Annotated in this window: 22 protein-coding genes; 11 read left to right on the top strand and 11 right to left on the bottom strand. The window is 73.5% G+C overall.

The genetic code is table 11. The annotated features are described in order from the left end of the window. Positions 1–94 precede the first annotated feature (94 nt). Positions 95–814, bottom strand: a complete 720-nt coding sequence (locus tag O2W20_RS10220) for a M50 family metallopeptidase (RefSeq protein WP_269172737.1) — start codon at positions 812–814, stop codon at positions 95–97. 107 nt (positions 815–921) lie between these two features. Here O2W20_RS10220 and O2W20_RS10215 point away from each other — a divergent pair, with 107 nt between their 5' ends. Beyond that, positions 922–1,578, top strand: coding sequence for an antibiotic biosynthesis monooxygenase (locus O2W20_RS10215; RefSeq protein ID WP_269172738.1), 657 nt, complete (start codon positions 922–924; stop codon positions 1,576–1,578). A 6-nt stretch (positions 1,579–1,584) separates the two neighbouring features. On the opposite strand, the gene O2W20_RS10210 is transcribed toward O2W20_RS10215, so the two are convergent. Both O2W20_RS10210 and O2W20_RS10205 read right to left on the bottom strand, forming a co-directional pair. Beyond that, positions 1,585–2,256 carry a response regulator gene (locus O2W20_RS10210; protein WP_269172739.1) on the bottom strand — a complete coding sequence of 224 codons (672 nt, stop codon included), beginning with the start codon at positions 2,254–2,256 and terminating at the stop codon, positions 1,585–1,587. Then, positions 2,253–3,560, bottom strand: coding sequence for a sensor histidine kinase (locus O2W20_RS10205; RefSeq protein ID WP_269172740.1), 1,308 nt, complete (start codon positions 3,558–3,560; stop codon positions 2,253–2,255). Before O2W20_RS10205 ends, O2W20_RS10210 begins: the two co-directional genes overlap by 4 nt. 138 nt (positions 3,561–3,698) lie before the next feature. Here O2W20_RS10205 and O2W20_RS10200 point away from each other — a divergent pair, with 138 nt between their 5' ends. Beyond that, positions 3,699–4,604 (top strand): ABC transporter ATP-binding protein, encoded by a 906-nt coding sequence (locus tag O2W20_RS10200; RefSeq protein ID WP_269172741.1) that lies wholly within the window; start codon positions 3,699–3,701, stop codon positions 4,602–4,604. Further along, positions 4,601–5,386 (top strand): hypothetical protein, encoded by a 786-nt coding sequence (locus O2W20_RS10195; protein ID WP_269172742.1) that lies wholly within the window; start codon positions 4,601–4,603, stop codon positions 5,384–5,386. Before O2W20_RS10200 ends, O2W20_RS10195 begins: the two co-directional genes overlap by 4 nt. Before the next feature lie 41 nt (positions 5,387–5,427). On the opposite strand, the gene O2W20_RS10190 is transcribed toward O2W20_RS10195, so the two are convergent. After that, positions 5,428–7,218, bottom strand: a complete 1,791-nt coding sequence (locus O2W20_RS10190; RefSeq protein ID WP_269172743.1) for a glycoside hydrolase family 15 protein — start codon at positions 7,216–7,218, stop codon at positions 5,428–5,430. A gap of 334 nt (positions 7,219–7,552) precedes the next feature. Here O2W20_RS10190 and O2W20_RS10185 point away from each other — a divergent pair, with 334 nt between their 5' ends. The 4 genes from O2W20_RS10185 to O2W20_RS10170 all read left to right on the top strand — a co-directional run bounded on the left by O2W20_RS10185 (position 7,553) and on the right by O2W20_RS10170 (position 9,943). Beyond that, the gene (locus O2W20_RS10185) at positions 7,553–7,840 is read left to right on the top strand and encodes a TfoX/Sxy family protein (protein WP_269172744.1); all 288 of its coding nucleotides are present in this window, start codon (positions 7,553–7,555) and stop codon (positions 7,838–7,840) included. Between the two features lie 95 nt (positions 7,841–7,935). Beyond that, a complete protein-coding gene (locus O2W20_RS10180; RefSeq protein ID WP_269172745.1) occupies positions 7,936–8,490 on the top strand; it encodes an isochorismatase family protein in 555 nt (184 codons plus the stop codon). Positions 8,491–8,533: 43 nt separating this feature from the next. Further along, entirely contained in the window at positions 8,534–9,385 is an 852-nt protein-coding gene (locus tag O2W20_RS10175; RefSeq protein WP_269172746.1) for an ArsR/SmtB family transcription factor, read from the top strand. A 9-nt stretch (positions 9,386–9,394) separates the two neighbouring features. Beyond that, complete coding sequence (locus tag O2W20_RS10170) at positions 9,395–9,943, top strand: maleylpyruvate isomerase family mycothiol-dependent enzyme (RefSeq protein ID WP_269172747.1); 549 nt, start codon at positions 9,395–9,397, stop codon at positions 9,941–9,943. 763 nt (positions 9,944–10,706) lie between these two features. Here O2W20_RS10170 and O2W20_RS10165 read toward each other — a convergent pair. Continuing rightward, positions 10,707–10,994 (bottom strand): hypothetical protein, encoded by a 288-nt coding sequence (locus tag O2W20_RS10165; protein WP_269172748.1) that lies wholly within the window; start codon positions 10,992–10,994, stop codon positions 10,707–10,709. A 238-nt stretch (positions 10,995–11,232) separates the two neighbouring features. On the opposite strand from O2W20_RS10165, the gene O2W20_RS10160 reads away from it, so the two are divergent. The 4 genes from O2W20_RS10160 (at position 11,233) to O2W20_RS10145 (ending at position 14,778) form a co-directional block, all read left to right on the top strand. Further along, positions 11,233–12,009: a glycerophosphodiester phosphodiesterase gene (locus O2W20_RS10160; RefSeq protein WP_269172749.1), complete on the top strand. Its 777-nt coding sequence runs from the start codon at positions 11,233–11,235 to the stop codon at positions 12,007–12,009. Between the two features lie 102 nt (positions 12,010–12,111). Then, a complete protein-coding gene (locus O2W20_RS10155) occupies positions 12,112–13,485 on the top strand; it encodes an MFS transporter (RefSeq protein ID WP_269172750.1) in 1,374 nt (457 codons plus the stop codon). Then, the gene (locus tag O2W20_RS10150; RefSeq protein ID WP_269172751.1) at positions 13,482–14,237 is read left to right on the top strand and encodes a thymidine kinase; all 756 of its coding nucleotides are present in this window, start codon (positions 13,482–13,484) and stop codon (positions 14,235–14,237) included. The genes O2W20_RS10155 and O2W20_RS10150 overlap by 4 nt, the downstream gene beginning before the upstream one ends. A gap of 196 nt (positions 14,238–14,433) precedes the next feature. Continuing rightward, positions 14,434–14,778, top strand: a complete 345-nt coding sequence (locus tag O2W20_RS10145) for an RNA polymerase-binding protein RbpA (protein WP_036332628.1) — start codon at positions 14,434–14,436, stop codon at positions 14,776–14,778. Between the two features lie 104 nt (positions 14,779–14,882). Here the strand turns inward: O2W20_RS10145 and O2W20_RS10140 are convergent, their stop codons facing one another. From O2W20_RS10140 to O2W20_RS10115, 6 genes are all read right to left on the bottom strand, one after another. Continuing rightward, entirely contained in the window at positions 14,883–15,419 is a 537-nt protein-coding gene (locus O2W20_RS10140) for an FxsA family protein (protein ID WP_269172752.1), read from the bottom strand. 36 nt (positions 15,420–15,455) lie between these two features. Further along, the gene (locus tag O2W20_RS10135) at positions 15,456–16,259 is read right to left on the bottom strand and encodes a polyprenol monophosphomannose synthase (RefSeq protein WP_269172753.1); all 804 of its coding nucleotides are present in this window, start codon (positions 16,257–16,259) and stop codon (positions 15,456–15,458) included. Beyond that, on the bottom strand, positions 16,256–17,866 hold the full coding sequence (lnt, locus tag O2W20_RS10130; RefSeq protein ID WP_269172754.1) for an apolipoprotein N-acyltransferase: 1,611 nt from the start codon (positions 17,864–17,866) through the stop codon (positions 16,256–16,258). The genes O2W20_RS10135 and lnt overlap by 4 nt, the downstream gene beginning before the upstream one ends. 522 nt (positions 17,867–18,388) lie before the next feature. After that, positions 18,389–18,805: a hotdog fold domain-containing protein gene (locus tag O2W20_RS10125; protein WP_269172755.1), complete on the bottom strand. Its 417-nt coding sequence runs from the start codon at positions 18,803–18,805 to the stop codon at positions 18,389–18,391. After that, positions 18,802–19,530: an OAM dimerization domain-containing protein gene (locus O2W20_RS10120; protein ID WP_269172756.1), complete on the bottom strand. Its 729-nt coding sequence runs from the start codon at positions 19,528–19,530 to the stop codon at positions 18,802–18,804. Before O2W20_RS10120 ends, O2W20_RS10125 begins: the two co-directional genes overlap by 4 nt. A 46-nt stretch (positions 19,531–19,576) precedes the next feature. Continuing rightward, positions 19,577–21,148 carry a lysine 5,6-aminomutase subunit alpha gene (locus O2W20_RS10115; protein ID WP_269172757.1) on the bottom strand — a complete coding sequence of 524 codons (1,572 nt, stop codon included), beginning with the start codon at positions 21,146–21,148 and terminating at the stop codon, positions 19,577–19,579. Positions 21,149–21,194 lie beyond the last annotated feature (46 nt).

The following is a 21,194-nucleotide window of genomic DNA, read 5'->3' as shown; positions in this document are numbered from 1 at the left end:
CCCCCGGACCTCGTCAGCTCAGCCCGGGCCCCTGCGAGGGGCCGGGGCGACTGACCCCGTGCCCACCAGAATGGCCATTCTGGTGGTCACGGGGTCAGAGGAGGGCGGTGTCGCGGAGGAGCCACCAGCCGCCGAGCAGCAGGGCGCCACCGTCGACGAGCAGGAAGGCGGCGACCCACACGATCCCCGGCAGCCCGGTGAGCCGGGCCAGTTGGTCGGCGTCGGAGTCCCGGGCCGTGCCCGAGCGGCGCTTGGCCTGGAGCTCCAGGACGGTCTTCGGCGCCGCCAGCAGCAGGAACCAGGTGACGCCGGCCGCGAACGCCGACTGGCCCGCCGCGGGCAGCCACCAGGTGGCGGCGAAGACCAGGGTGCCGGTGACGAGCACCGACCAGAGGCCGTACCAGTTGCGGATCTGCACCAGCAGCAGGGCCAGCAACAGGAGCAGGGCCCACAGCAGGCCGATCGCGAACCCGGCGGCCAGCAGCGCCGCCGCGCCCAGCCCGAACAGGGCCGGGCCGGTGTAGCCCGCGGCCGCGGTCAGCACCATGCCGGGGCCGCTGGGCCGGCCGGCCGACACCGTGACGCCGGAGGTGTCGGAGTGCAGGCGGATGCCGGCCAGCCGCCGGCCGGTGACCAGGGCGGCCAGGCCGTGCGCCCCCTCGTGCGCGATCGTCACCGAGTGCCGGGCCCGCTGCCACAGGGTGGGGGAGAGGACCAGGGCAGCGGCGAGCGCCGCGGTCAGGACGAGCAGCCAGAGCGGCAGCGGGGGAGAGGTCGCGGAGACCTGTTCCCAGAGCGAGCTGACGACGTCCACCCAGGCATCGTCGCCAGTGGACCTGTGCACGAGGTCAGCGCCACGCCGCTGGACGCCGGTGACAGACCCGACATCCCCGCGACATCCGCGCCAGGGATGCTGGGGCCATGGAGAGCACTGTCCCGGTGCCGGCGCTCGCGGAGACCCCGCAGCTGCCGGTGACCGTCTCCTTCACCCGGCGGGCCGACCCGGCCCACGCGGTGGAGATGACCGCCTGGATCCGGGCGGGACTGACGATGGCCGAGGCCTTCCCCGGGTTCCTCGGCGGTGGCTGGGTCCGCCCCCGCCACGACGCCCACGAGTGGCACATGCTGTGCCGCTTCGACTCACCGGCGACGATGACGGCCTGGGAGGCCAGTCCGGAGCGACGCTGGTGGCTCGGGTCGGCCCAGGGGCTGGCCGAGGTGACCCGCACCGAGCGGCGCACCGGCATCGAGGGCTGGTTCGACGCACCGCTGGACGCCGCGACGGAGCTGCCCGCGTCCACCGCACCTCCGCGGTGGAAGCAGGCGGTCACCATCTGGCTGGTCTTCTTCCCGCTCAACCTGCTGGCCACGGTCACCCTGGGCGCGCTGCTGACCGAGGCCCACGTCGTCCTCCGGGTGGCGGTGATGACGCTGACCCTCACCCCGGTGATGACCTACCTGCTGCTGCCCTGGATGACCCGGCGGTTGGGGTGGTGGCTCCGGAAGGACCCCGTCCCCCTCACCCCTCGCAAGCTCGGGGCGAGCCTCCGGACGGGGCCGAACTGGCGCGACCGCTGACGGGCGTCACACCAGGTCGGCGTCGTGGGTGAGCAGGGCGATCTGCACCCGGTTGGCCAGCTCGAGCTTGTCCAGCAGCCGGGAGACGTGCGCTTTGACGGTGGCCACGCTGAGGTACAGCTCGGCGCCGATCTGGGCGTTCGACAACCCTCGCCCGACGGCGAGCGCCACCTCCCGCTCCCGGTCGCTGAGCAGGTCGAGCCGAGCCCGGGCACGGGTCTGCCGATCCTCGCCCGGTCCGGCCGGCCGGTCCGCCGAGACGTGCGCGATGAGCTGGCGGGTCACGGTGGGGGAGAGCATCGGCTCCCCGGCGGCGACCCGGCGCACGGCCTCCAGGATCGCAGCCGGCGGGGTGTCCTTGAGCAGGAAGCCGCTGGCGCCGGCCCGGAGTGCCCGGAGCACCTGATCGTCGGTGTCGAAGGTGGTCAGCACGATGACCTCGGGGGCGTCCGGCCGCGCCTGCAGCAGCTCGGTGGCGGTCAGCCCGTCGGTGCGCGGCATCCGGATGTCCATCAGGACGACGTCGGGGGCGCTGGCCGCGACGGCCGCCGGCACCTCGTCGCCGTCGGTGGCCTCGCCGACGAGCTCCAGGTCCACGACCCCGCCGAGCACCATCGCCAGGGCCGCGCGCACCAGCGGGTCGTCGTCCACCACGAGCACCCGGACCGGCTCCCTCACGCGGACCCCGGCCAGGGCAGCTCGGCGCGCAGCCGGAACTCCCCGTCGGGGGTCCAGCCGTGCTCCAGGTGGCCGCCGCTCAGGCTGACCCGCTCCAGCAGGCCGACCAGGCCGGTGCCGCCACCGGGCAGCGCGGGCACGATCTCGCCGCCGGCCGGTGTGGGATTGCGCAGCTCCACCACCAGCCCGGCGCCCGGACCGCCCTCGACCAGGACGCTGGCGACCGTGCCGGGCGCGTGCTTGCGCACGTTGGTCAGCCCCTCCTGCAGCACGCGGTAGGCGCTGCGGCCGGCGCCGCTGGGAACGGTGGCGAGCTCGGGCACCCGATAGCGCACCCGCACCCGGACGCCGGCTCTCCGGCTCTCCTCGACCAGCGCCGGGACGTCCGCGAGCGTGGGCTGCGGGCGGGTGCCCGGGTCACCGCCGCCGTCCCCACCGTGGCGCAGCACCCCGATCACCTCCCGCAGGTCCTCCAGTGCCTGCCGGGCGCTCGACCGGACGATCCCCGCGGCCTGCGCGACCTCGGCCGCCGGGGCGTCCGGGCGGAACTCCAGTGCGCCGGCGTGCATGCTCAGCAGCGACAGCCGGTGCGCCAGCACGTCGTGCATCTCGCGGGCGATCCGGGTGCGCTCCGTGTGCCGGGCCTGCTCGACCCGCAATTGCTGCTCGCTCTCGGCGCGCACCGCACGCTCGCGGAGCGAGAGCACCAGCTGGCGACGTGCGCGGACGAACATGCCCCAGGCGACGGCGGCGGCGGTGCACACGACACCCAGCACGGCGAACACCCAGGCCGGCAGCTCCGGGTCGGGTCGGACGACGATGTACACGGCGAAGGAGGCGAGGCTGACCGCGGTGACCGCGGTGACAGTCGGCCACCGGCGGTGTACGGCCACGGCGAAGAGGCTGAACAGGCAGGCGATCGCGACCATGTCGGAGAAGGACGCGAGCAGGGAAAGGCCGACCGCGACGCCGACCGGCCAGCGGCGCCGCAGCCACAGGGCGGCGCAGCCCACCGAGCCCAGCACCACGTCGGCGATCAGCAGGCCGTCCGGCGGCGGGACGGGCTGGCTGAGCGCGACGCCCACGAGCACCAGCCCGAGCAGCACCGAGGCGACGAAGGCCGTGACGTCGACGACCCAGTCACGGACCGAGCGGCGGACCCGGCGCCGCCGGCCGGTGCTCGTGGAGGTGTCCGGGCCCCGCTCGGGTGCGGCACCCAGGTCGGCCAACAGTTGGGCCGGCACCAGCGAGGGGTGCTCGACGCCGTCGTCCGCGGCCGCCCCCGGGCGGAAGGACACTGTCACCCACCGGAGGTTACGGACGGGAGACTGCCGCTGGAACCGACCAAGGTCTACCTCGCCGTCGCCGTCGGTCGGACCGCGGAGGTGATCACCTACTTCCGGCCGATGTGCGCGGCCGGGTGGCCCGGGCAGGCTGGGGTCATGATCACGATCGAGCATCTGACGAAGAGGTACGGCGCACAGGTCGCCGTCTCCGACGTCTCCTTCGCCTGCCAGCCGGGCACGGTCACCGGCTTCCTCGGCCCCAACGGTGCCGGCAAGTCCACCACGATGCGTGCGCTGGTCGGGCTGGCCAGCCCGACCAGCGGCACCGCGACCTTCGACGGCAAGCACTACCGCGAGCTGCCCAACGCCGGCCGCCAGGTCGGGGTGCTGCTCGACGCAGGCGCCCAGCACGCGGGTCGGACCGGCCGGGAGACCCTCACCCTCGCCGCGATGGTGCTCGGGGTGGGACACCAGCGGGTCGACGAGGTGCTCGGCCTGGTCGGCCTCGCCGGTCGGCCGGCGGGCAAGCGGCTGGGCAACTACTCCCTGGGGATGCGCCAGCGGCTCGGCCTGGCGACGGCGCTGCTCGGCGACCCGCAGGTGCTGGTGCTCGACGAACCGGCCAACGGGCTGGACCCCGAGGGCATCTTCTGGATGCGTGGCCTGCTGCGCGGCTTCGCCGACCGCGGCGGCACGGTGCTGCTCTCCTCGCACCTGCTGCACGAGGTCGAGGCGGTCGCCGACCAGTTGGTGGTCATCGCCGGTGGCCGGATCGCGGCACAGGGCAGCAAGTCCGAGCTGCTCGCCGGCACCGGCGGCACGCTGGTGCGCGGACCGGACCGGGCGCTGCTGGCCAAGGCGCTGGACGCGGCGGGCATCAGCGTCTCGTCCGGTCCGGACGACGCGCTGGTGGCCGACGCCGACGCCCTCGCCGTCGGGCAGGCCGTGGCGGCGGCCGGCGTCGTCCTCACCGAGCTGCGGGCCGCCGGGGGAGCGGGACTGGAGGATCTCTTCCGCTCCCTCACCGGCTCTTCCCACCAGGTCCAGGAGGTGCAGGCATGAGCACCGCGACCCTGGACGCCGGCCGGGCCCCCACCGGCACCGCCCCGACCGCGCCGTCCCTGCTCCGGCTGGTGCGGGTGGAGTTGCGCAAGTCCTACGACACCCGCGCCGGACGCTGGCTGCTGATCGTGATCGGCCTGGCCGTGCTCGCCGTCGTGGCGATCTCCCTGTTCGTCGAGGACGCGCCCAAGCGGTTCACCGATCACTTCGGGATCACCCAGCTGCCGATCAGCATCCTGCTGCCGGTCCTGGGCATCTTGTTGGTGACCAGCGAGTGGTCCCAGCGCACCGCGATGACGACGTTCACCCTGGTGCCCCGCCGGTCCCGGGTGCTCGTCGCCAAGGTGCTCGCAGCCACCGTGCTGGCCGTGCTCGGCGTGGCCGTCGCGGCCCTGGCCTCCGTGCTCGCGACGGTGCTGACCCCGGTCTTCTCCGACGCGGAGCGGGACTGGGACATCACCGCCGCGCTGGTGGGTCAGGTGCTCGTCGTCCAGGTGGTGAGCGTGCTGGCCGGTGTCGCGTTCGGCATGCTGCTGCTCAGCTCACCCCTGGCGATCGTCCTGTACTTCGTGCTGCCGACGGTGTTCACCATCCTCGTCAGCCTGATCTCGGCGCTGGACTGGGTGCGCGACTGGCTGGACCTGTCGACCACTTCGATGCCGCTGTTCGAGGACGGGGTGGACGCGCAGGGGTGGCTGCAGTTCGGCACCTCGGTGGGGCTGTGGGTGGCGTTGCCGATGCTGCTCGGCTGGGTGCGCATCCAGCGGTCCGAGATCGCCTGACCCGACGGTCGGCGGCGGGGGGACTCCCGCCGCCGACCGGCTCAGGCGTGCTCGCCGGGGACCCGCAGCGCCCCGCTGAGGTGCCGGGCGGTGTTGACCAGCCCGACGTGGCTGAACGCCTGCGGGGTGTTGCCCAGGTGCCGGCCGGTGCGCGGGTCGTACTCCTCGCTCATCAGCCCGAGGTCGTTGCCCAGGCCGAGGAGCCGCTCGAAGAGCTCGCGGGCCTCGGCGGTGCGGCCGATGCCGTTGAGGGCGTCGGCGAGCCAGAAGCTGCACAGCAGGAACGGGGCCTCGTCGCCCGGCAGGCCGTCGACCCGGCCGTCGGCGGAGGTGTGGTAGCGGAGCAGGAAGCCGTCGGAGGTGAGCTCGCGCTGCACGGCCTCCACGGTGCCCACGACCCGCTCGTCGTCCCAGGGCAGGAAGCCGACCTGGGGGATGAGCAGGAGCGCGGCGTCCAGCCCCTCCGAGCCGTAGAACTGGGTGAAGGTGCGGCGCTCGGGGTCGTAGCCGCGGGCGCACACGTCGTCGTGGATCCGCTGGCGCAGCTCCCGCCAGCGCTCGACCGGTCCGTCCAACCCGTGCCGCTCCACCGCCTCGATCGCGCCGTTGACCCCGGCCCAGGCCAGCACCTTGGAGTGCACGAAGTGCCGGGGCTTGCCGCGGACCTCCCAGAGGCTGCTGTCCGGGGTCTCCCAGATCTCCTCCAGGTAGGCCAGCAGCTCCTTCTGCACGGCCCAGGCGTCCGCGGTGGGGGAGAGGCCGGACTCGCGGGCCAGGTGCAGGCCGTCGAGCAGCTCACCCCAGACGTCGAGCTGGAACTGCCCGGCGGCGGCGTTGCCCACCCGCACCGGGGCCGAGCCCTCGTACCCGGGCAGCCACGGCAGCTCGTACTCCGGGATCCGCCGGGACCCGTCCAGCGCGTACATGATCCGCAGGTCGGCGGGGTCACCGGCGACGGCGCGCAGCAGCCACTCCCGCCAGGCGCGGGCCTCCTCCAGGTAGCCCGTGCCCAGCAGGGCCTGCAGGGTGAACGCCGCGTCGCGCAGCCAGCAGTACCGGTAGTCCCAGTTCCGGCTGCCGCCGAGCTCCTCGGGCAGGGAGGTGGTCGCCGCGGCGACGATCCCGCCGGTGGGCCGGTAGGTGAGCGCCTTGAGGGTGATCAGCGAACGGCGGACCGCCGGACCCCACTCGCCGTCGTAGGTGCAGTGGCCGATCCACTCGGCCCAGAACGCCTCCGTGCTGACCAGCGCCTCCTCGGCCTCCACCGGGTCGGGCCGGGGGAGGTGCGAGGCGTGGTGGGTGAGCACGAACGGGATGCGCTCGCCGGCGGCCACCTCGAACTCGGCGGAGGTGGTGTGGTCCTCCCCGTGCAGCTGCACCGGCGTGGCCAGCGAGACCGCGTCGGGGCCGGCGACGGCGACCAGGTCGCCGTCCACCGAGCGCACCCAGGGCACCAGGTGGCCGTAGTCGAACCGGAGCACCAGGTCCAGCCGCATCGGCACCCGCCCGGACACGCCTTCGACGATCCGGACGACGTCCGGGCTCTCACCTCGTGGTGGCATGAAGTCGATGACCCGGACGGTGCCGGTCGGGGTCTTCCACTCGGTCTCCAGCACCAGTGAGTCACCCCGGTAGCGCCGGCTGGTGCAGCTGCTCCCGTCGGCCGGGGCGAGCCGCCACCGACCGTTGCGCTCGTCGCCGAGCAGGGCGGCGAAGCAGGCAGCGGAGTCGAAGGACGGCAGGCACAGCCAGTCGATCGAGCCGTCCTTGCCGACCAGCGCAGCGGTCTGCAGGTCCCCGATCAGTCCGTAGTCTTCGATCCTGCTGGGCACGGGCGGTTCCTCTCGAGTGGGTCGGCCGGGGCTGGGCCGCGTCATGGCACGAAGGCGCCCAGCAGGCCCTACCGTCCTGCTCCGCCTGGCAAACCCCACGACTGGGTGATGATCATCCGTTATCCCCAACACTCGGCTCACATCGAGAAAAGGAAGAACGGAACAACAGCGCAAGCAACGGGGGAGGGGGGCCGGATGGCCGTGGACGGTGCTAGGAACGACCGGCGGCTCCACGCCGCTCAGCTCGTCAGGAAGGCGACGGTCCGTGGCCTACGACGCCGAACTCGCCGACCGTGTCCGCAGGGCTGTCCCGGGGGAGAGGACCGTTCGGGAGGTGAGGATGTTCGGTGGCCTCGCGTTCATGGTCGACGACGAGATGATCGCCTGCGTCTCGGCCGGTGGGGGAGCGCTGCTGGTACGGGTGGCGCGCAGTCGGGATGCCGAGTACCTCGCGGTGGCCGGGACCCGCCGTGCCGAGATGGGCACGGGCCGGTCCATGGGCGAGGGCTGGATCGCCGTCGACGACGAGGCGCTCACGGACGACGGCGACCTGCAGTTCTGGATGGACGCCGTCCTGGAGCACAACGCCGAGCGGACCGCCGCGAAGGCAGCGAAGCGCTGAACGCCTGGCCGCACGCGATCGGCACGGGTCATCTTGTCGGGGGTCCGGCCTACCGTCCTCGCTGTCGCACCGGCCGCTGACCGCAGGAGACCGCCATGAGCACGCTCCCTGACCGACCGAACACCGCCCTCGTCGTCATCGACGTCCAGCAGGGCGTGGTGGGCGAGGCGCCCGGACGCGACGAGGTGGTCGGCAACATCAGCGCCTTGGTCGAGAGGGCCCGCGGTGCGGGCGTCCCGGTCGTCTGGGTGCAGCACTCCGACGAGGAGTTGGTGCAGGGGAGTGACGCCTGGCAGTACGTCCCCGAACTCGTCCGCCAGCAGTCAGAGCCGCTCGTGCACAAGTCCTACGGCGACTCCTTCGAGGGCACCGACCTCTCGGACGTGCTGGCCGACCTCGCCGTGGGCCGGCTGGTCGTGGCCGGGGCGGAGTCCGATGCGTGCATCCGGTCGACCATCCACGGGGCCTTCACCCGCGGCTACGACGTCACGCTCGTCGGCGATGCGCACACCGCCGGCGACAAGACAGCCTGGGGTGCGCCACCGGTCGAGCAGGTCATCGCGCACACGAACCTCTACTGGCAGTTCCAGGCCGCGCCGGGTCGCACCGCCGGCGTCGTGGAGACCACGGACGTGTCCTTCCGCGGATGAGCTGCCCCGGCTGACCCGTTGACACATGCAGGCAAACGCCTGCATGATTCTGCTCGTGGACGCCGAGGCGAGCGGGATGGACCCGGTCTTCAAGGCGCTCGCCGACCCGACCCGGCGGCTGCTGCTCGACCAGCTGCGGGAGCGGGACGGGCAGACCCTCGGTGAGCTCTGTGCACACCTGGAGATGGCCCGGCAGTCGGCGACCCAGCACCTCGACGTCCTGCGCCGCGCCAATCTCGTCACCGTCGTCCGGCGGGGACGAGAACGGCTGCACCACCTCAACCCGGTGCCGATCCACCAGATCCAGGAGCGCTGGATCTCGGCCTTCGACCGGCCCCGGCTTTCCGCCATCAGCGCGATCACGCAGCAGGCAGAGGAGCAGGCCATGGCCACGAGCACCGCACGCGTCCCCGACTACGTGTACGTCACCTACATCCGCGCGAGCGCCGATCAGGTGTGGCACGCGCTCACCGACGCCGATCTGACGGCTCGCTACTGGGGGCACGCCAACGTCTCCGACTGGCAGACCGGGTCGACCTGGGAGCACCGGCGCACCGACGGTTCGGGGCAGGTGGACGTCGCCGGGCGAGTGCTGGAGTCGTCTCCGCCGACCCGTCTGGTGATCACGTTCCAGGAGCCGACGGCCGATCCGGATGCCGAGCCGGCGGGGGAGCCGTCGGTCGTGACGTTCCTGGTCGAACCGCACGAGGACATCGTGCGGCTCACCGTCACGCATGAGCGCCTGGCCGACCAGGCCAGCCACGACGGCGTCTCGCACGGCTGGCCGGCCGTGCTGGCCAACCTCAAGTCGCTCCTGGAGACCGGCCAGGTGCTGCCGGCCGAGCCCTGGGGCATGGCGCCCGTGCGTGGCGGCCGCGCCCACGCCGACGTCTGAGTCGCCGACGTGACCGACTCCGGTGAGGACGGGCTCGCAGCTGCCGTCGCCCTGGCCGGCCGAGCCGGGCGGTACGCCCTGGACGAGCTCGGCGGCCTCGTCGTCGGCGACCTCGACCGGCCGACTCCCTGCACCGACTGGGACGTGGCGTCCGTGGTGACGCACCTGGCAGACGTCGTCGACGCCCTCACCGGCCTGCTCGCCACCGCTCAGCTGAACCTCCCCGGGCCACCGGGGTCGCCCGTCGGCGAACCGGTCGCCCGGACCTGCGAGCGGGTCCAGGACCTGCTCGAGCAGTTGCAGGCGGCCGGCCGGCGGGGGAGTCACGACCTCCAGGCGGACGGGGCGGCCCCTGCGGCGCAGGCGGCCGCCATCGAGTTCACCGTCCACGGCTGGGACGTCGCCGCAGCACGAGGCCGGGCGTGCCAGCTGCCGCCGGACCTGGCCGAGGACGTGCTGACCCTGGCGAGCGAGCTGCTCGACGACGCGTCCCGCGGGCGTCGTTCGCCGCCCGGGTCGATCCCGGGGCGGACGCCTCGCCGGTCGAGCGGCTGGTGACCTTCCTCGGGCGAGACGCGGTGCAGTGAACCCGGACGGCCGGTGCCCGGGTGGCGTCGTGAGTCGAACAGGAGCGGGTCAGATCTCCACTACTTGACATAATGTCGATTATCGGCGCAACGGATGGAGCTGGTCGGAGCCGCTTTTGGCCATCGATGGACCGCCGCTCGACGACGTGTGCGTCGGCCGTCGCATCCCAGGTCGTGGCACGTCGGTGCGCCCGCCGAGTCGGCTGTGACTGCGAGTCGTTCCACGGCGCGTTCGACGAGCCGTTCCGTCCGGCGCGCGCCCAGCGCACCGCGGCGACGTGACCCGGCGATGATCATGGCGACCGGCGTCGTTCATCTCGACCTGACCATCGACGGACGATCTTGCTGGCCCGCCGCGGTGGCCGATCGATGACCGACGGCCGCTGCTCATCGCAGGTCACTCCTCCGCAGCCCTCGATCGATCACCCTGCCCGACTCCCCCCGGTCTCCCTGCACCGTCCCGAAAACGTCACGATGACGAAATGACGCCTCTGTGCGGGGTTCGGGCGGCCGCGGTCACCCGTGCGCAAGCCCGTGTCGCGTGCGGCCGGCGCCAGGTCGGGGTGTGAGCACCTTTGTGGGCGACGGGCGTTCGCCGGAGTGGTTCGAGGTGATCACCGGCCGGGACGAGGGCCGGCTATCCCGAGCCGCTCCCCTGTGGTCCACCGGCCCAGGGTGAGATGCGTCACAGTGACGCATCCGCGGCCAGCACGTGGTGTCGGCCGACCGGTGGCTCAGCCGGCGGCCTTGCCGCTCAGCCAGAGCCGGTCGAGCCGACCGGTCGACCGGACCAGGTCGGCCAGGGATCGCTCGAGCTCGGCCTTGGTGGGCTTCTCGGTCAGCAGCGTCTGGACGTCCTCGATGGCGCAGCGCAGCTGGTACAGCCGGTCCTGCAGGCCGTCGAGCTCTGCCCGGGTCACCAGGACGACGTCCGCGGACAGACCCGCCTTGGCCGTCGCCGACCGTTGCTCGTACGCCCGCTGGCGGCAGGCCTGGCCGCAGTAGAGCCGAGGTCGGCCCACCGACTCCTGCGCCGGCAGGACGTTGCGGCACCAACCGCAACGTCGCTCCTCACCCTCGGCCCGCCGTGACCGAGGGACCGGAGGGGCCTCGACGCCCTGCTCTACCGCCACGGCACGGACGGTAGACGCCCGGTCCGGCCGCCCGCCGCGGACACGCCCGAGCCGGTGCGCGAGAGCAACTGCCCCGTGACCAGGACCTCCTCGGACGGGCCGTGGTGCACCGCACTAGCGTGGGGGCGTGCCGGGCTCGCGTTACGCCTTCCTCGATGGGCCGACCCCGGTGGCGATGGCCCACCGGGGTGGGGCGATCGAGCACCTGGAGAACACCCAGCCGGCCTTTGAGGCGTGCGTGGCGCTGGGCTACCGGTACATCGAAACCGACGTCCGGGTCACCTATGACGGCGAGCTGGTGGTCTTCCACGACCCGACGCTGGACCGGGTCACCGACCGGACCGGGCGGGTCGACACCATGCACTGGCGGGACGTCCGCACGGCGCTGATCGGCGGCCGCGAACCGATCATGCGGCTGGAGGACCTGCTGGGCGCCTGGCCCGACGTCCGGTTCAACCTCGACATCAAGGCCGCCGGCGTGCTGGCGCCCCTGGTGCGTTCCATCCGTCGGCTGAACGTCGAGGACCGGATCTGCCTCGGCTCGTTCTCCGACGCCCGGATCGCCGCGGCGCGGCGCCTCTTCGGCCCCGATGTCTGCACCTCCCTGGGGCCCAAGGGCGTCGCCGCGCTCCGGCGCTCCTCCTACTCGCCGCGCGCTGCGGGGCTGGTGCGGATCCAGGCCGGCTGCGCGCAGGTGCCGCTGGCCCTGGGGGGCCGTCCGTTGGTGGACGAGCGGTTCATCGCCGCCGCCCACGCCCGCAGCCTGCAGGTGCACGTCTGGACCGTCGACAACGAGGCCGAGGCCGCCGAGATGCTCGACCTGGGCGTCGACGGCGTGATGACCGACCGTCCGTCGATGCTCCGCGACCTGCTGGTGTCCCGGGGGCAGTGGACGGGCGCGTGAGCACGCTCGCCCCGCGGCTCCACCCGGGCCGACGGTGAACGGCGCGGCCGGGCAGCCGGGCCGGTGCTGGACCGCCGCCCCGGAGACTGGCACCCTGCGCCGGTGAGCGCCGCCCCGCAGGTCGACCCCGCACCGCCGCCGCCCGACCGGGCGCTGCGCCGGGAGCGCGCCGGTTGGTACTCCTACGACTGGGCGATGTCGGTCTTCAACACCTCTGTGACGACCGTCTTCCTCGCCCCGTACCTGACCTCGATCGCCGAGGCGGCCGCCGACGCCGACGGCCGGATCCACCCGCTGGGCATCAGCGTCCCGACCGGCAGCTGGTTCGGGTACGTGCTGTCGCTGTCGGTCGTGCTCCAGGTGCTGGTGCTGCCGATCACCGGGGCCATCGCCGACCGCAGCGGCGCCAAGCGGCAGCTGCTGGCCACCTTCGCCGCCGTCGGCTCGCTGTGCACCATGTCGCTGTTCTTCGTCGCCGGCGAGCGCTACCTCCTGGGCGCGGTGCTGTTCATCGCGGCGAACCTCTCCTTCGGTGCGGCGACCGTCGTCTACTACTCCTGGCTGCCCGACCTGGCCGGCCCGGACGAGCGGGACGCCGTGTCCAGCCGCGGCTGGGCCTGCGGCTACCTGGGCGGGGCGCTGCTGCTGGCCGGCAACCTGGCGCTGTTCTCCCAGTACGAGTCGCTGGGTCTGACCGAGGGCGAGGCGGTGCGGATCTGCCTGGCCTCGGCCGGCCTCTGGTGGGCCGGGTTCACCCTGGTCAGCGTGTCGCTGCTGCGCAACCGGCAGCCGCGGGAGTCCGCCGTGGTGGTCGGGCCCCGGCAGGGGGCGCTCGCCGGCGGTTTCCGTCAGCTCGCCGCGACGCTGCGCGACCTGCGGCGGTACCGGCTGACCCTGTGGTTCCTCGGCGCCTACCTGCTGTTCAACGACGGCGTGCAGACGATCATCGGGGTGTCGGCGCAGTACGGCGCCGAGGAGCTCGACCTGGACCAGTCGACGTTGATCTCGGCCATCCTGCTGGTGCAGGTGGTCGCCTTCTTCGGTGCGATCGCGATGGGCAGGATCGCCATGGCGATCGGGGCCAAGCGGACGGTGCTGGGCAGCCTGGTGCTGTGGGTGGGCGTCCTGGTGGCTGCCTACTTCGTGCAGTCGGGCGCCGCCGTCCAGTTCTACCTGCTGGCCGTCTGCATCGGCTTCGTGCTCGGGGGCACCCAGGCGCTCTCGCGCTCGCTGTTCAGCCAGCTGATCCCGCCGGGCAAGGAGGCCGAGTACTTCGGCTTCTACGAGATCAGCGATCGTGGGACCAGCTGGCTCGGCCCGTTCCTGTTCGCCCTGACCTACCAGCTCACCGAGTCCTACCGGTACGCGATCTTCAGCCTCGTCTTCTTCTTCGTCGCCGGCGGCTGGCTGCTGGCGCGGCTGGACATGCGCCGCGCGATCGTGGAAGCCGGCAACACACCCCCGGAGCGTCTGTGACCCCCACTCCCCCTGCCGGCCAGCTCGCCGCCCTCGACGCCTCGTTGGGCGTCGTCCCGGCCGCCGGTGACCGCCGCCGGCACCCGGCCCCGGCCCACCTGGTCTTCTTCCACGGTCCGATGGACTGCGGGAAGTCCACCCTCGCCCTCCAGGTCGACCACAACCAGAGCCGGCAGGGCCGCCACGGGTTGCTGCTGACCCAGGACGACCGGTCCGGCACCCCGCAGATCAGCTCCCGCGTCGGGCTGCAGCGGGCGGCGATCGAGCTGGACGCCGACACCGACGTCCGGCTGCTGGTCCGCGACCGCTGGGCCGCCGGGCACCGGGTCGACTACCTGATCGTCGACGAGGCGCAGTTCCTCACCGGCGAGCAGGCCGAGCAGCTGGCCGAGCTGGTCGACGAGTCGCACGTCGACGTCTACGCGTTCGGGCTGACCACCGACTTCCGCACCCGGCTGTTCCCCGGCACCCAGCGGCTGTTCGAGCTGGCCGACGACGTGCAGCGGGTGCAGGTCGAGGTGCTCTGCTGGTGCGGCCTGCCCGGTCTGCTCAACGCCCGGGTCGTCGGCGATGCCGTGGTGCGCGAGGGGGCCACCGTGGTCGTCGCCGACACCGCGCCGGCGTTGCAGCCGGCGGCCGCGCCCGCTGCCGGGGAGGCCACCGTCCGGTACCAGGTGCTCTGCCGGCGGCACTTCTCCCGCGGTCAGCTGGGGCCGACGCCGACCGGGCCGGGGCAGCTGGCCCTGCGCTGAACGGGCCGCCGGGCTCACCCGTCAGGGTGGTTGAGCGCTGATACATCACCCCGTGCGATGATGTGTTGCTGACGACGTGGAATCCATTTCCTTCATCTGTCGTTGACGTCTGAGACACCCCGCACCGGATGCGTGAGCATGCGGCTGCCCGGGCAGTCCAGATCTGACCGACATCAGCACGAGAGGACGGTGTGCCATGGGCGAGCGTTCGCTACGCGGAAGCCGACTGGGCAGCGTGAGCTATGAGACCGAGCGCAACACCGCGCCCATCGAGCGGCAGTACGCCGAGTACCGGTGTGCCCAGGGGCACCTCGTCACGGTGCCCTTCGCCGATGACGCCGAGCTCCCCGACACCTGGGAGTGCAAGTACGACGGTTCGGCCGCCAAGCTGGTCGGGGGCGCGGAGCCGGCCCCCAAGAAGGTCAAGCCCCCGCGCACGCACTGGGACATGCTGCTGGAGCGTCGCTCGGTCGACGACCTCGAAGAGGTCCTCGCCGAGCGCCTCGAGGTGCTCCGCGGTCGCCGCACTCGCGCGTCCTGAGCTCCTCCAGCTGAGACGCCTCAGCTGACCTGGACACGGAACGGCCTCGGTGGGACTCCCCACCGGGGCCGTTCCGTGTCCTGGGCGCGACCCGGGCCAGCTGGTCAGGGGTCCGTGCGCTCCGCGGCGACCTCACCCTCGATCACCGGGTGCTCTCCGCGGGTGGCCGGCCCGGCCCGGAACGGCTGGTCGGCGCCGGTGACCGGCTCGGTGCGGGTCGAGCGCACGTACACCGGCCCGCGCAGCCGGTCCGGCAGCCGCCGGAGCAGCCCGCGGGTGATCAGGGCGCGGGGCAGCGCGCGGGTGACCGGCAGCAGGCAGAGCAACCCGAGCAGGTCGCCCAGGAAGCCGGGCAGCACCATCAGCAGCCCACCCAGCGCGACCAGGCCGGCATCGCCCAGGGCGCGGCCCGGGGCCCGATGCTCCTCGGCGCGCATCCGGAGCTCCCCGAGGGCCTTGGTGCCCTGCCGGGCCAGCAGCGCCCAGCCCAGGGCGCTGGTGGCCAGGGTGGCGAGGATCGTCCAGCCCAGGCCGATCCAGGAGGCGACCAGGACGTAGACGACGACCTCGGCCAGCGCTCCCAGCCCGATCGCCATCCGCAGCTTCGACGTGCGTCGTGGGGCGGTGTGGCTGGTGGCCATGCGTTCTCCTTCCGCCCGCGGGGCGGTGGGTCCTCCCTACCGGAGGACCCTGGGCCGCCGCCCGTCCCGGGCTCGTCCTGGCACGGGACGGGTCACCCGGCCCGGCAGCCGATCGGCCAGCCGGTCCAGGATGCCCCACCAGCTCACCCGTACCAGTGCTTCTCCAACGATCGAACCGCTCATCTTGCTCCGCCCGGCCGTGCGTTCGCTGAAGGCGATCGGCACCTCGACCACCTGGGCGCCGGATCGGACCGCCCGCCAGGCCCAGTCGACCTGGAAGCAGTAGCCCTGGCTGGCGACCGAGTCGAAGGGCAGCCGGGTGACGAGTTCCATCCGCGCCGCCCGGAACCCGCCCGTGGCATCGGCCAGCGGCAGCCGCAGCGCCCAGCGGGTGTAGAGGTTGCCCAGCCGCGACAGCGCCAGCCGGTGCGGCGGCCAGTCGAGCACCTCTCCCCCGGGCACGTACCGGGACCCCAGCACCAGGTCGGCGTCGGCGAGGGCGGCCAGCAGCGCCGGGAGCCGTTCGGGCGGGTGCGAGCCGTCGGCGTCCATCTCGACCACCACGCCGTAGCCGTGCTGCGCGGCCCACCGGAAGCCGGCGACGTAGGCCGGCCCCAACCCCGCCTTGGCGGCGCGGTGCAGCACGTGCACGCGCTCGTCGGCCACTGCCCGGGCATCGGCGAGCTCGCCGGTGCCGTCGGGTGAGGCGTCGTCGACGACCAGGGCGTGCGCCGTCGGCACCGCCGCGTGCAGCCGGTCCAGCACCGCCGCCAGGTTCCCGACCTCCTCGTACGTCGGGATGACCACCAGGACCGGCCCGGGGACCTCCGGGCCGGTCACCGGCCGACCGCCCGTCGCCGGGCCAGTGCCGGGGACGCCGCGGCCAGGACGGCGCCCACGCCCAGCGCCGTCAGCACCCACTCCGGGGCCGCGCCCAGCCGCTCGGCGACGGTCGAGGAGTCCCGCTGGGCGATCTCCTCGACGAAGGTGTCGGCGGTGAACAGCTCGGAGCGCTGCACCAGCGAGCCGTCCGGGGCGACGACGGCGCTGATCCCGCTGGTCGCCGCGACCACCACGGTGCGGCCGTACTCGACGGCCCGCAGCCGGCTCATCGCCAGCTGCTGCGCGCTCTCGTCGGTGTACCCGAACGTCGCGTTGTTGGTCTGCACCACGATCATCCCGGCGCCGGCGTCGACGACGTCGGCGACCAGTCCGTCGTAGGCCACCTCGAAGCAGATGACGTCACCGACGCGGGCCCCGCCGACGTCCAGGACGCCGACCTCGGTGCCGTGCACGAAGTCGGTCACCCGGTCGACCAGCGGGCTGAAGAAGCGGAAGAAGGGCCGGGCCGGCACGTACTCCGCCAGCGGCACGGGGTGCCGTTTGACGTAGGTGTCGCCGGGGCCGGTCACCGGGTCCCAGACGATGGCGGTGTTCGCGACGAAGTCGCCCGGGGCCTGCACCACGGCGCCGACCAGGATCGGCGCGTCGATCGCGACCGCCGCGCGGGTGATCACCCGGGCGGCGTCGGCGTTGATGTAGGGGTCGATGTCGGAGCTGTTCTCCGGCCAGATGACCAGGTCCGGCTGCGCGGCGTCACCTCGCGCGACGGCCGCGGCCAGCTCGCGGGTCTGCTCGGCGTGGTTGTCCAGCACGGCCCGCCGCTGGGCGTTGAAGTCCAACCCGGCCCGGGGCACGTTGCCCTGGATGACCGCCACCGTGCGGGTGGGGCCGCCCTCGGTCAGCGACGACCCGGCCAGCGGCAGCTCCGCCAGCAGGCCCACCAGGGGGACGGCGAGCGCACCCACGAGAGTGAGGGCGGCCGCTCGCCGTCCGCCCCGCTTGCGCCGAGCCCGGTGCAGGCCGACGACGCCGGCGGCCAGCAGCGTGCCGGTCAGCGCGACGGCGAAGCTCACCAGGGGAACGCCGCCGTAGGCGGCCAGCGACGTGAACGGCCCGTCGGCCTGGCTGAACCCCAGCCGGCCCCACGGGAACCCGCCCAGCGGCCAGCGTCCGCGCAGCGCCTCGGCGCCCACCCAGAGCGCGGCGGACCACAGCGGCCAGCCGGGCAGCCGCGAGGTGACGGCCAGAGCACCCCCGAGGACCGCGAAGTACAGCGCCTCGACCACGGCCAGCACCAGCCACGGAAAGGAGCCGACGTAGATCCCGGTCCAGGACAGCAGGGGCAGCAGGAAGACCAGGCCCAGCACCAACCCCAGCCACACCCCGCCGCGGACCCGCTCGCCGCGGACGGCGAGCGCGAGGGCCGCGGGGCCCAGCACGGCGAGCACGGACAGGTCGTGCCCGGGGAAGGCCAGGTACAGCGCCAGGCCCCCTGCGGCCGCCAGGACGGTGCGCCAGGGCCAGCGGCGGCGCGGGGCCGGGGGCTCCGCCGGGGTGCTCGGGGTGGCTGACTCCACCGTGCCGGTCGCCACCACTGCCGGCACCGCCGCCCTCCGCGCTGGCCCGGGTCGCTGCCCGGGACACCCAGGGCCCGGCGTACCGCCCGGACCCGGTCGTGGCGCTGATGCCGTGACCAGCTCCCAGCATCCCACTCCCGGCTGGGCGACCGCCGCAGCTGCACCTGACCGGCGTCCGCACCGGGGCACCCCGCGCCTTCGGGCCGGGACAGCGGCCGCTGGCTGCGGTCGCCGTTCCGTTGTCTGGTGACGCGGGGCCCCGCCGGAGCGGACGTCGGGAGTGGGACGTGCACCCTCGGGTCCGCGGTCCCCCCTCGGCCTGGCGGTGTGCGCAGGCAGCGACGCGAGGTGCGTCACCGGACTGCGTCACCGAGGGACGAGCGCGCGACTGTGCCGAGGGGGAAGCACACCCCGGTCTCCCGGGATGGGGCGACCCCGACCCTAGGCACCGATCGGACGCCGGGGAACCCTTTGGGACCGGTGGTTCGGAGCGTCACCGGAGCGGAACACCCGGTGGCGTGGCGATGACGGGACGGACACCCGCCGGCGTCAGCCCGGGGAGTCGGGGGTGGGGACGACGAGCGTCGCCACCGCCTCGACCACCCGCAGCGGCGGGTCGAGCAGCTGGGCGGCCGACGCACCGCGGGAGGGGTCGGCGCGGGCCACGACGTCGGCCCAGCAGCGCAGCTCCCGGCTGCGGCGGCCCACCCGGACCACCTCGCAGGAGGCCTCCAGCACGTCGCCGGCCTGCACCGGGGCGAGGAAGGAGACCTCCGAGTACCCGGCGAGCAGCCCCTCGTCGCCGTCGCTGCGGATCGCCACCTCCGTCGCGACGTCGCCGAACAGGCCCAGCGTGTACGCCCCGTCGACGAGCGCGCCGCCGTAGTGGGCGTGGGCGTACGGCACGTAGCGGCGGTGGGTGACGACCAGCCCCAGGCGCGGGTCGGTCGGGCGCGGGTCGGTCATGCGGGCTCCTCCGCGGGGACGAGTGCGTGCACCAGGTAGCTGGCGACCTCGCCGGGCGTCGTCCCCCGGCCGAAGACCTTGTCCACCCCGAGGTCGGCGGCCATCGCCGGGTCGAAGCGGGGGCCGCCGACCACCAGCAGCGGCCGGGACTCCCCCATCGCCTCGCGGAACGCGGCGGCCAGCTCGCGGGTGTTGCGCAGGTGGGCGTCCTTCTGGGTCACCACCTGGGAGACCAGGACGGCGTCGGCCTTGCGCGCGCGGGCGGCGTGCACCAGCTCCGGCACGCTGACCTGGGCGCCGAGGTTGGCCACCTGCAGCTCCCGGTAGTACTCCAGGCCCTTCTCCCCCGCGAAGCCCTTGAGGTTGAGGATCGCGTCGATGCCCACGGTGTGCGCATCGGTGCCGATGCAGGCCCCCAGGACGACGAGGCTGCGCCGGAGCCGGGTCTTCACCGCGGCGTTGACCTCACCGGGCGACAGCAGCGGATAGGCCCGCTCCTCGACCTGCACGGCGTCCAGGTCCACCAGGTGCCGCACGCTGCCGTAGACGACGAAGAAGGTGAACCCCTCTCCGATACCGGCGCTGTGCACCACCATCGCCGGCTCGATGCCCATCTTCTGGGCCAGCTGCAGCGCGGCGCCCTCGGCCCTCGGCCCGGGCGGGACGGGCAACGTGAACGACGTCTGCACCATCCCGTCACCGGTGGTGTCCCCGTACGGCCGCACCACGCTCCCGGCCCCGGTTCCACCAAGATGGCCATTCTGGCGGGTCTCAGGCATGGATGCGCTCCAGCAGTTCGGTGGCCGGGTCGAAGTGGTCGGCGGCCTTGCGGACGACGCCGTCCAGGCCCTTGCCGCCGTCCGGGGCCCGCTTGGTGATGCCGAAGGTGCCGTCGGCGACCGCCTGGATCAGGCCCTGGGGGTGGTCGGCGATCCGCTCCAGCAGGTCGACGGCCTCGGTCAGCACGGTGTGCGCCCGGCGATCGATGAACCCACCGGGCTGGGGCGCGAAGTCCTCGTGGAGGTTCCCGGCGGCCTCGAGCACGTAGCGGACGTTGCGCAGCGCCAGGTCCCGGTCGGAGAGCCACGGGGTGACCACCGCCTCGGTCATCATCCCGACCAGCAGGATCCCCTGGCCGGTGAGCGCCCCGGCCAGGTTGAAGAAGCCGTCGAGCAGGTAGCCGCGGAACACGTCGCCGGTCATGTGCTTGGTCGGCGGCATCCACTTCAGCGGCGCGTCCGGGAAGAGCCCGCGGGCCAGCAGTGCGTGCGCCAGCTCCAGCCGGAAGGACTCGGGGACGCCCGGGTCGATCTCGAAGGCGTGCCCCAGGCCCAGCTGCCAGTCCGCGAGCCCGGCCTCGTGCGCCAGCCGCTCGTTGAGCAGCTGGCTGACGGTGACGGTGTGCGCCTCGTCGACGGCGTCGGCGGTGGTGAGGTAGTTGTCCTCGCCGGTGTTGATGATGATCCCGGCGCGGGCGTGCACCATCCGGCTGAACCGCTGGTCGACGAAGGTCCGGATCGGGTTGATGTCGCGGAAGAGGATCCCGTACATCGCGTCGTTGAGCATCATGTCCAGCCGCTCCAGCCCGGCCAGGACGGCGATCTCCGGCATGCACAGCCCGGAGGCGTAGTTGGTCAGCCGGACGTAGCGCCCGAGTTCGGCGCTGACGTCGTCCAGGGCGGCCCGCATCAGCCGGAAGTTCTCCTGGGTGGCGTACGTGCCGGCGTACCCGGTGCGGGTGGCGCCCTCGGGCACGTAGTCCAGCAGCGACTGCCCGGTGGAGCGGATGACGGCGATGACGTCGGCGCCGGCGCGGGCGGCGGCCTGGGCCTGCGGGATGTCCTCGTGGATGTCGCCCGTGGCCACGATCAGGTAGATCCACGGACGGCGGGGCGGGTCGCCGTGCGTGGCGACCAGCTCGTCCCGGCGGGCCCGGTTCGCGTCGATCCGGGCGATCCCGGCACCGACGGCGGTGCGGGCGGCCTCCCGGGCCTGGTCGGCGGCGGCCCCCTCGGGCACGGTGAACCGGGCGGTGCCGGCGCCGACCTGCTCGGCGAGGTCGGCCAGCGTGCCGCCGGAGCTCAGCGCGTGCCAGACCGGCAGCGCCACCCCGTGCTGCAGGCCGACCTGGTCACGGACGGCGTCCACCACCCGGTTGACCCAGGGCACCTCACCGTCGCCGAGGACCGGGTCGGTGCCGGTCAGCCCGGCCAGCCGCAGCTGGGCCCGCTCCACCGAGATCGTGGTGTGCGTGGCGGCCAGGTCGACCACCGGCGCCGCCGCCCGGGCGGCGAGCTCCCGCGCCCGCGCCACCAGCGCCTGGTCCAGCTGCAGCCTGCTCATCACCGAGCTCCTTCGTCCCGTGCCGGCGCCGGTGCCGGTCGTCTTC

It is taken from the genome of Modestobacter sp. VKM Ac-2982 (genome assembly GCF_026967935.1).
Classification (GTDB): domain Bacteria; phylum Actinomycetota; class Actinomycetes; order Mycobacteriales; family Geodermatophilaceae; genus Modestobacter.
Note: the sequence above shows the minus strand (reverse complement) of the source record. Positions and strands in the feature narration are given on the sequence as shown.

Excerpts from the sequence above, each read along its gene's own strand:
- O2W20_RS10215 (WP_269172738.1), top strand. The coding sequence starts at position 922 with ATGGAGAGCACTGTCCCGGTGCCGGCGCTCGCGGAGACCCCGCAGCTG.
- O2W20_RS10200 (WP_269172741.1), top strand. The coding sequence starts at position 3,699 with ATGATCACGATCGAGCATCTGACGAAGAGGTACGGCGCACAGGTCGCC.
- O2W20_RS10195 (WP_269172742.1), top strand. The coding sequence starts at position 4,601 with ATGAGCACCGCGACCCTGGACGCCGGCCGGGCCCCCACCGGCACCGCC.
- O2W20_RS10180 (WP_269172745.1), top strand. The coding sequence starts at position 7,936 with ATGAGCACGCTCCCTGACCGACCGAACACCGCCCTCGTCGTCATCGAC.
- O2W20_RS10175 (WP_269172746.1), top strand. The coding sequence starts at position 8,534 with ATGATTCTGCTCGTGGACGCCGAGGCGAGCGGGATGGACCCGGTCTTC.
- O2W20_RS10145 (WP_036332628.1), top strand. The coding sequence starts at position 14,434 with ATGGGCGAGCGTTCGCTACGCGGAAGCCGACTGGGCAGCGTGAGCTAT.
- O2W20_RS10140 (WP_269172752.1), bottom strand. The coding sequence starts at position 15,419 with ATGGCCACCAGCCACACCGCCCCACGACGCACGTCGAAGCTGCGGATG.
- O2W20_RS10125 (WP_269172755.1), bottom strand. The coding sequence starts at position 18,805 with ATGACCGACCCGCGCCCGACCGACCCGCGCCTGGGGCTGGTCGTCACC.
- O2W20_RS10115 (WP_269172757.1), bottom strand. The coding sequence starts at position 21,148 with ATGAGCAGGCTGCAGCTGGACCAGGCGCTGGTGGCGCGGGCGCGGGAG.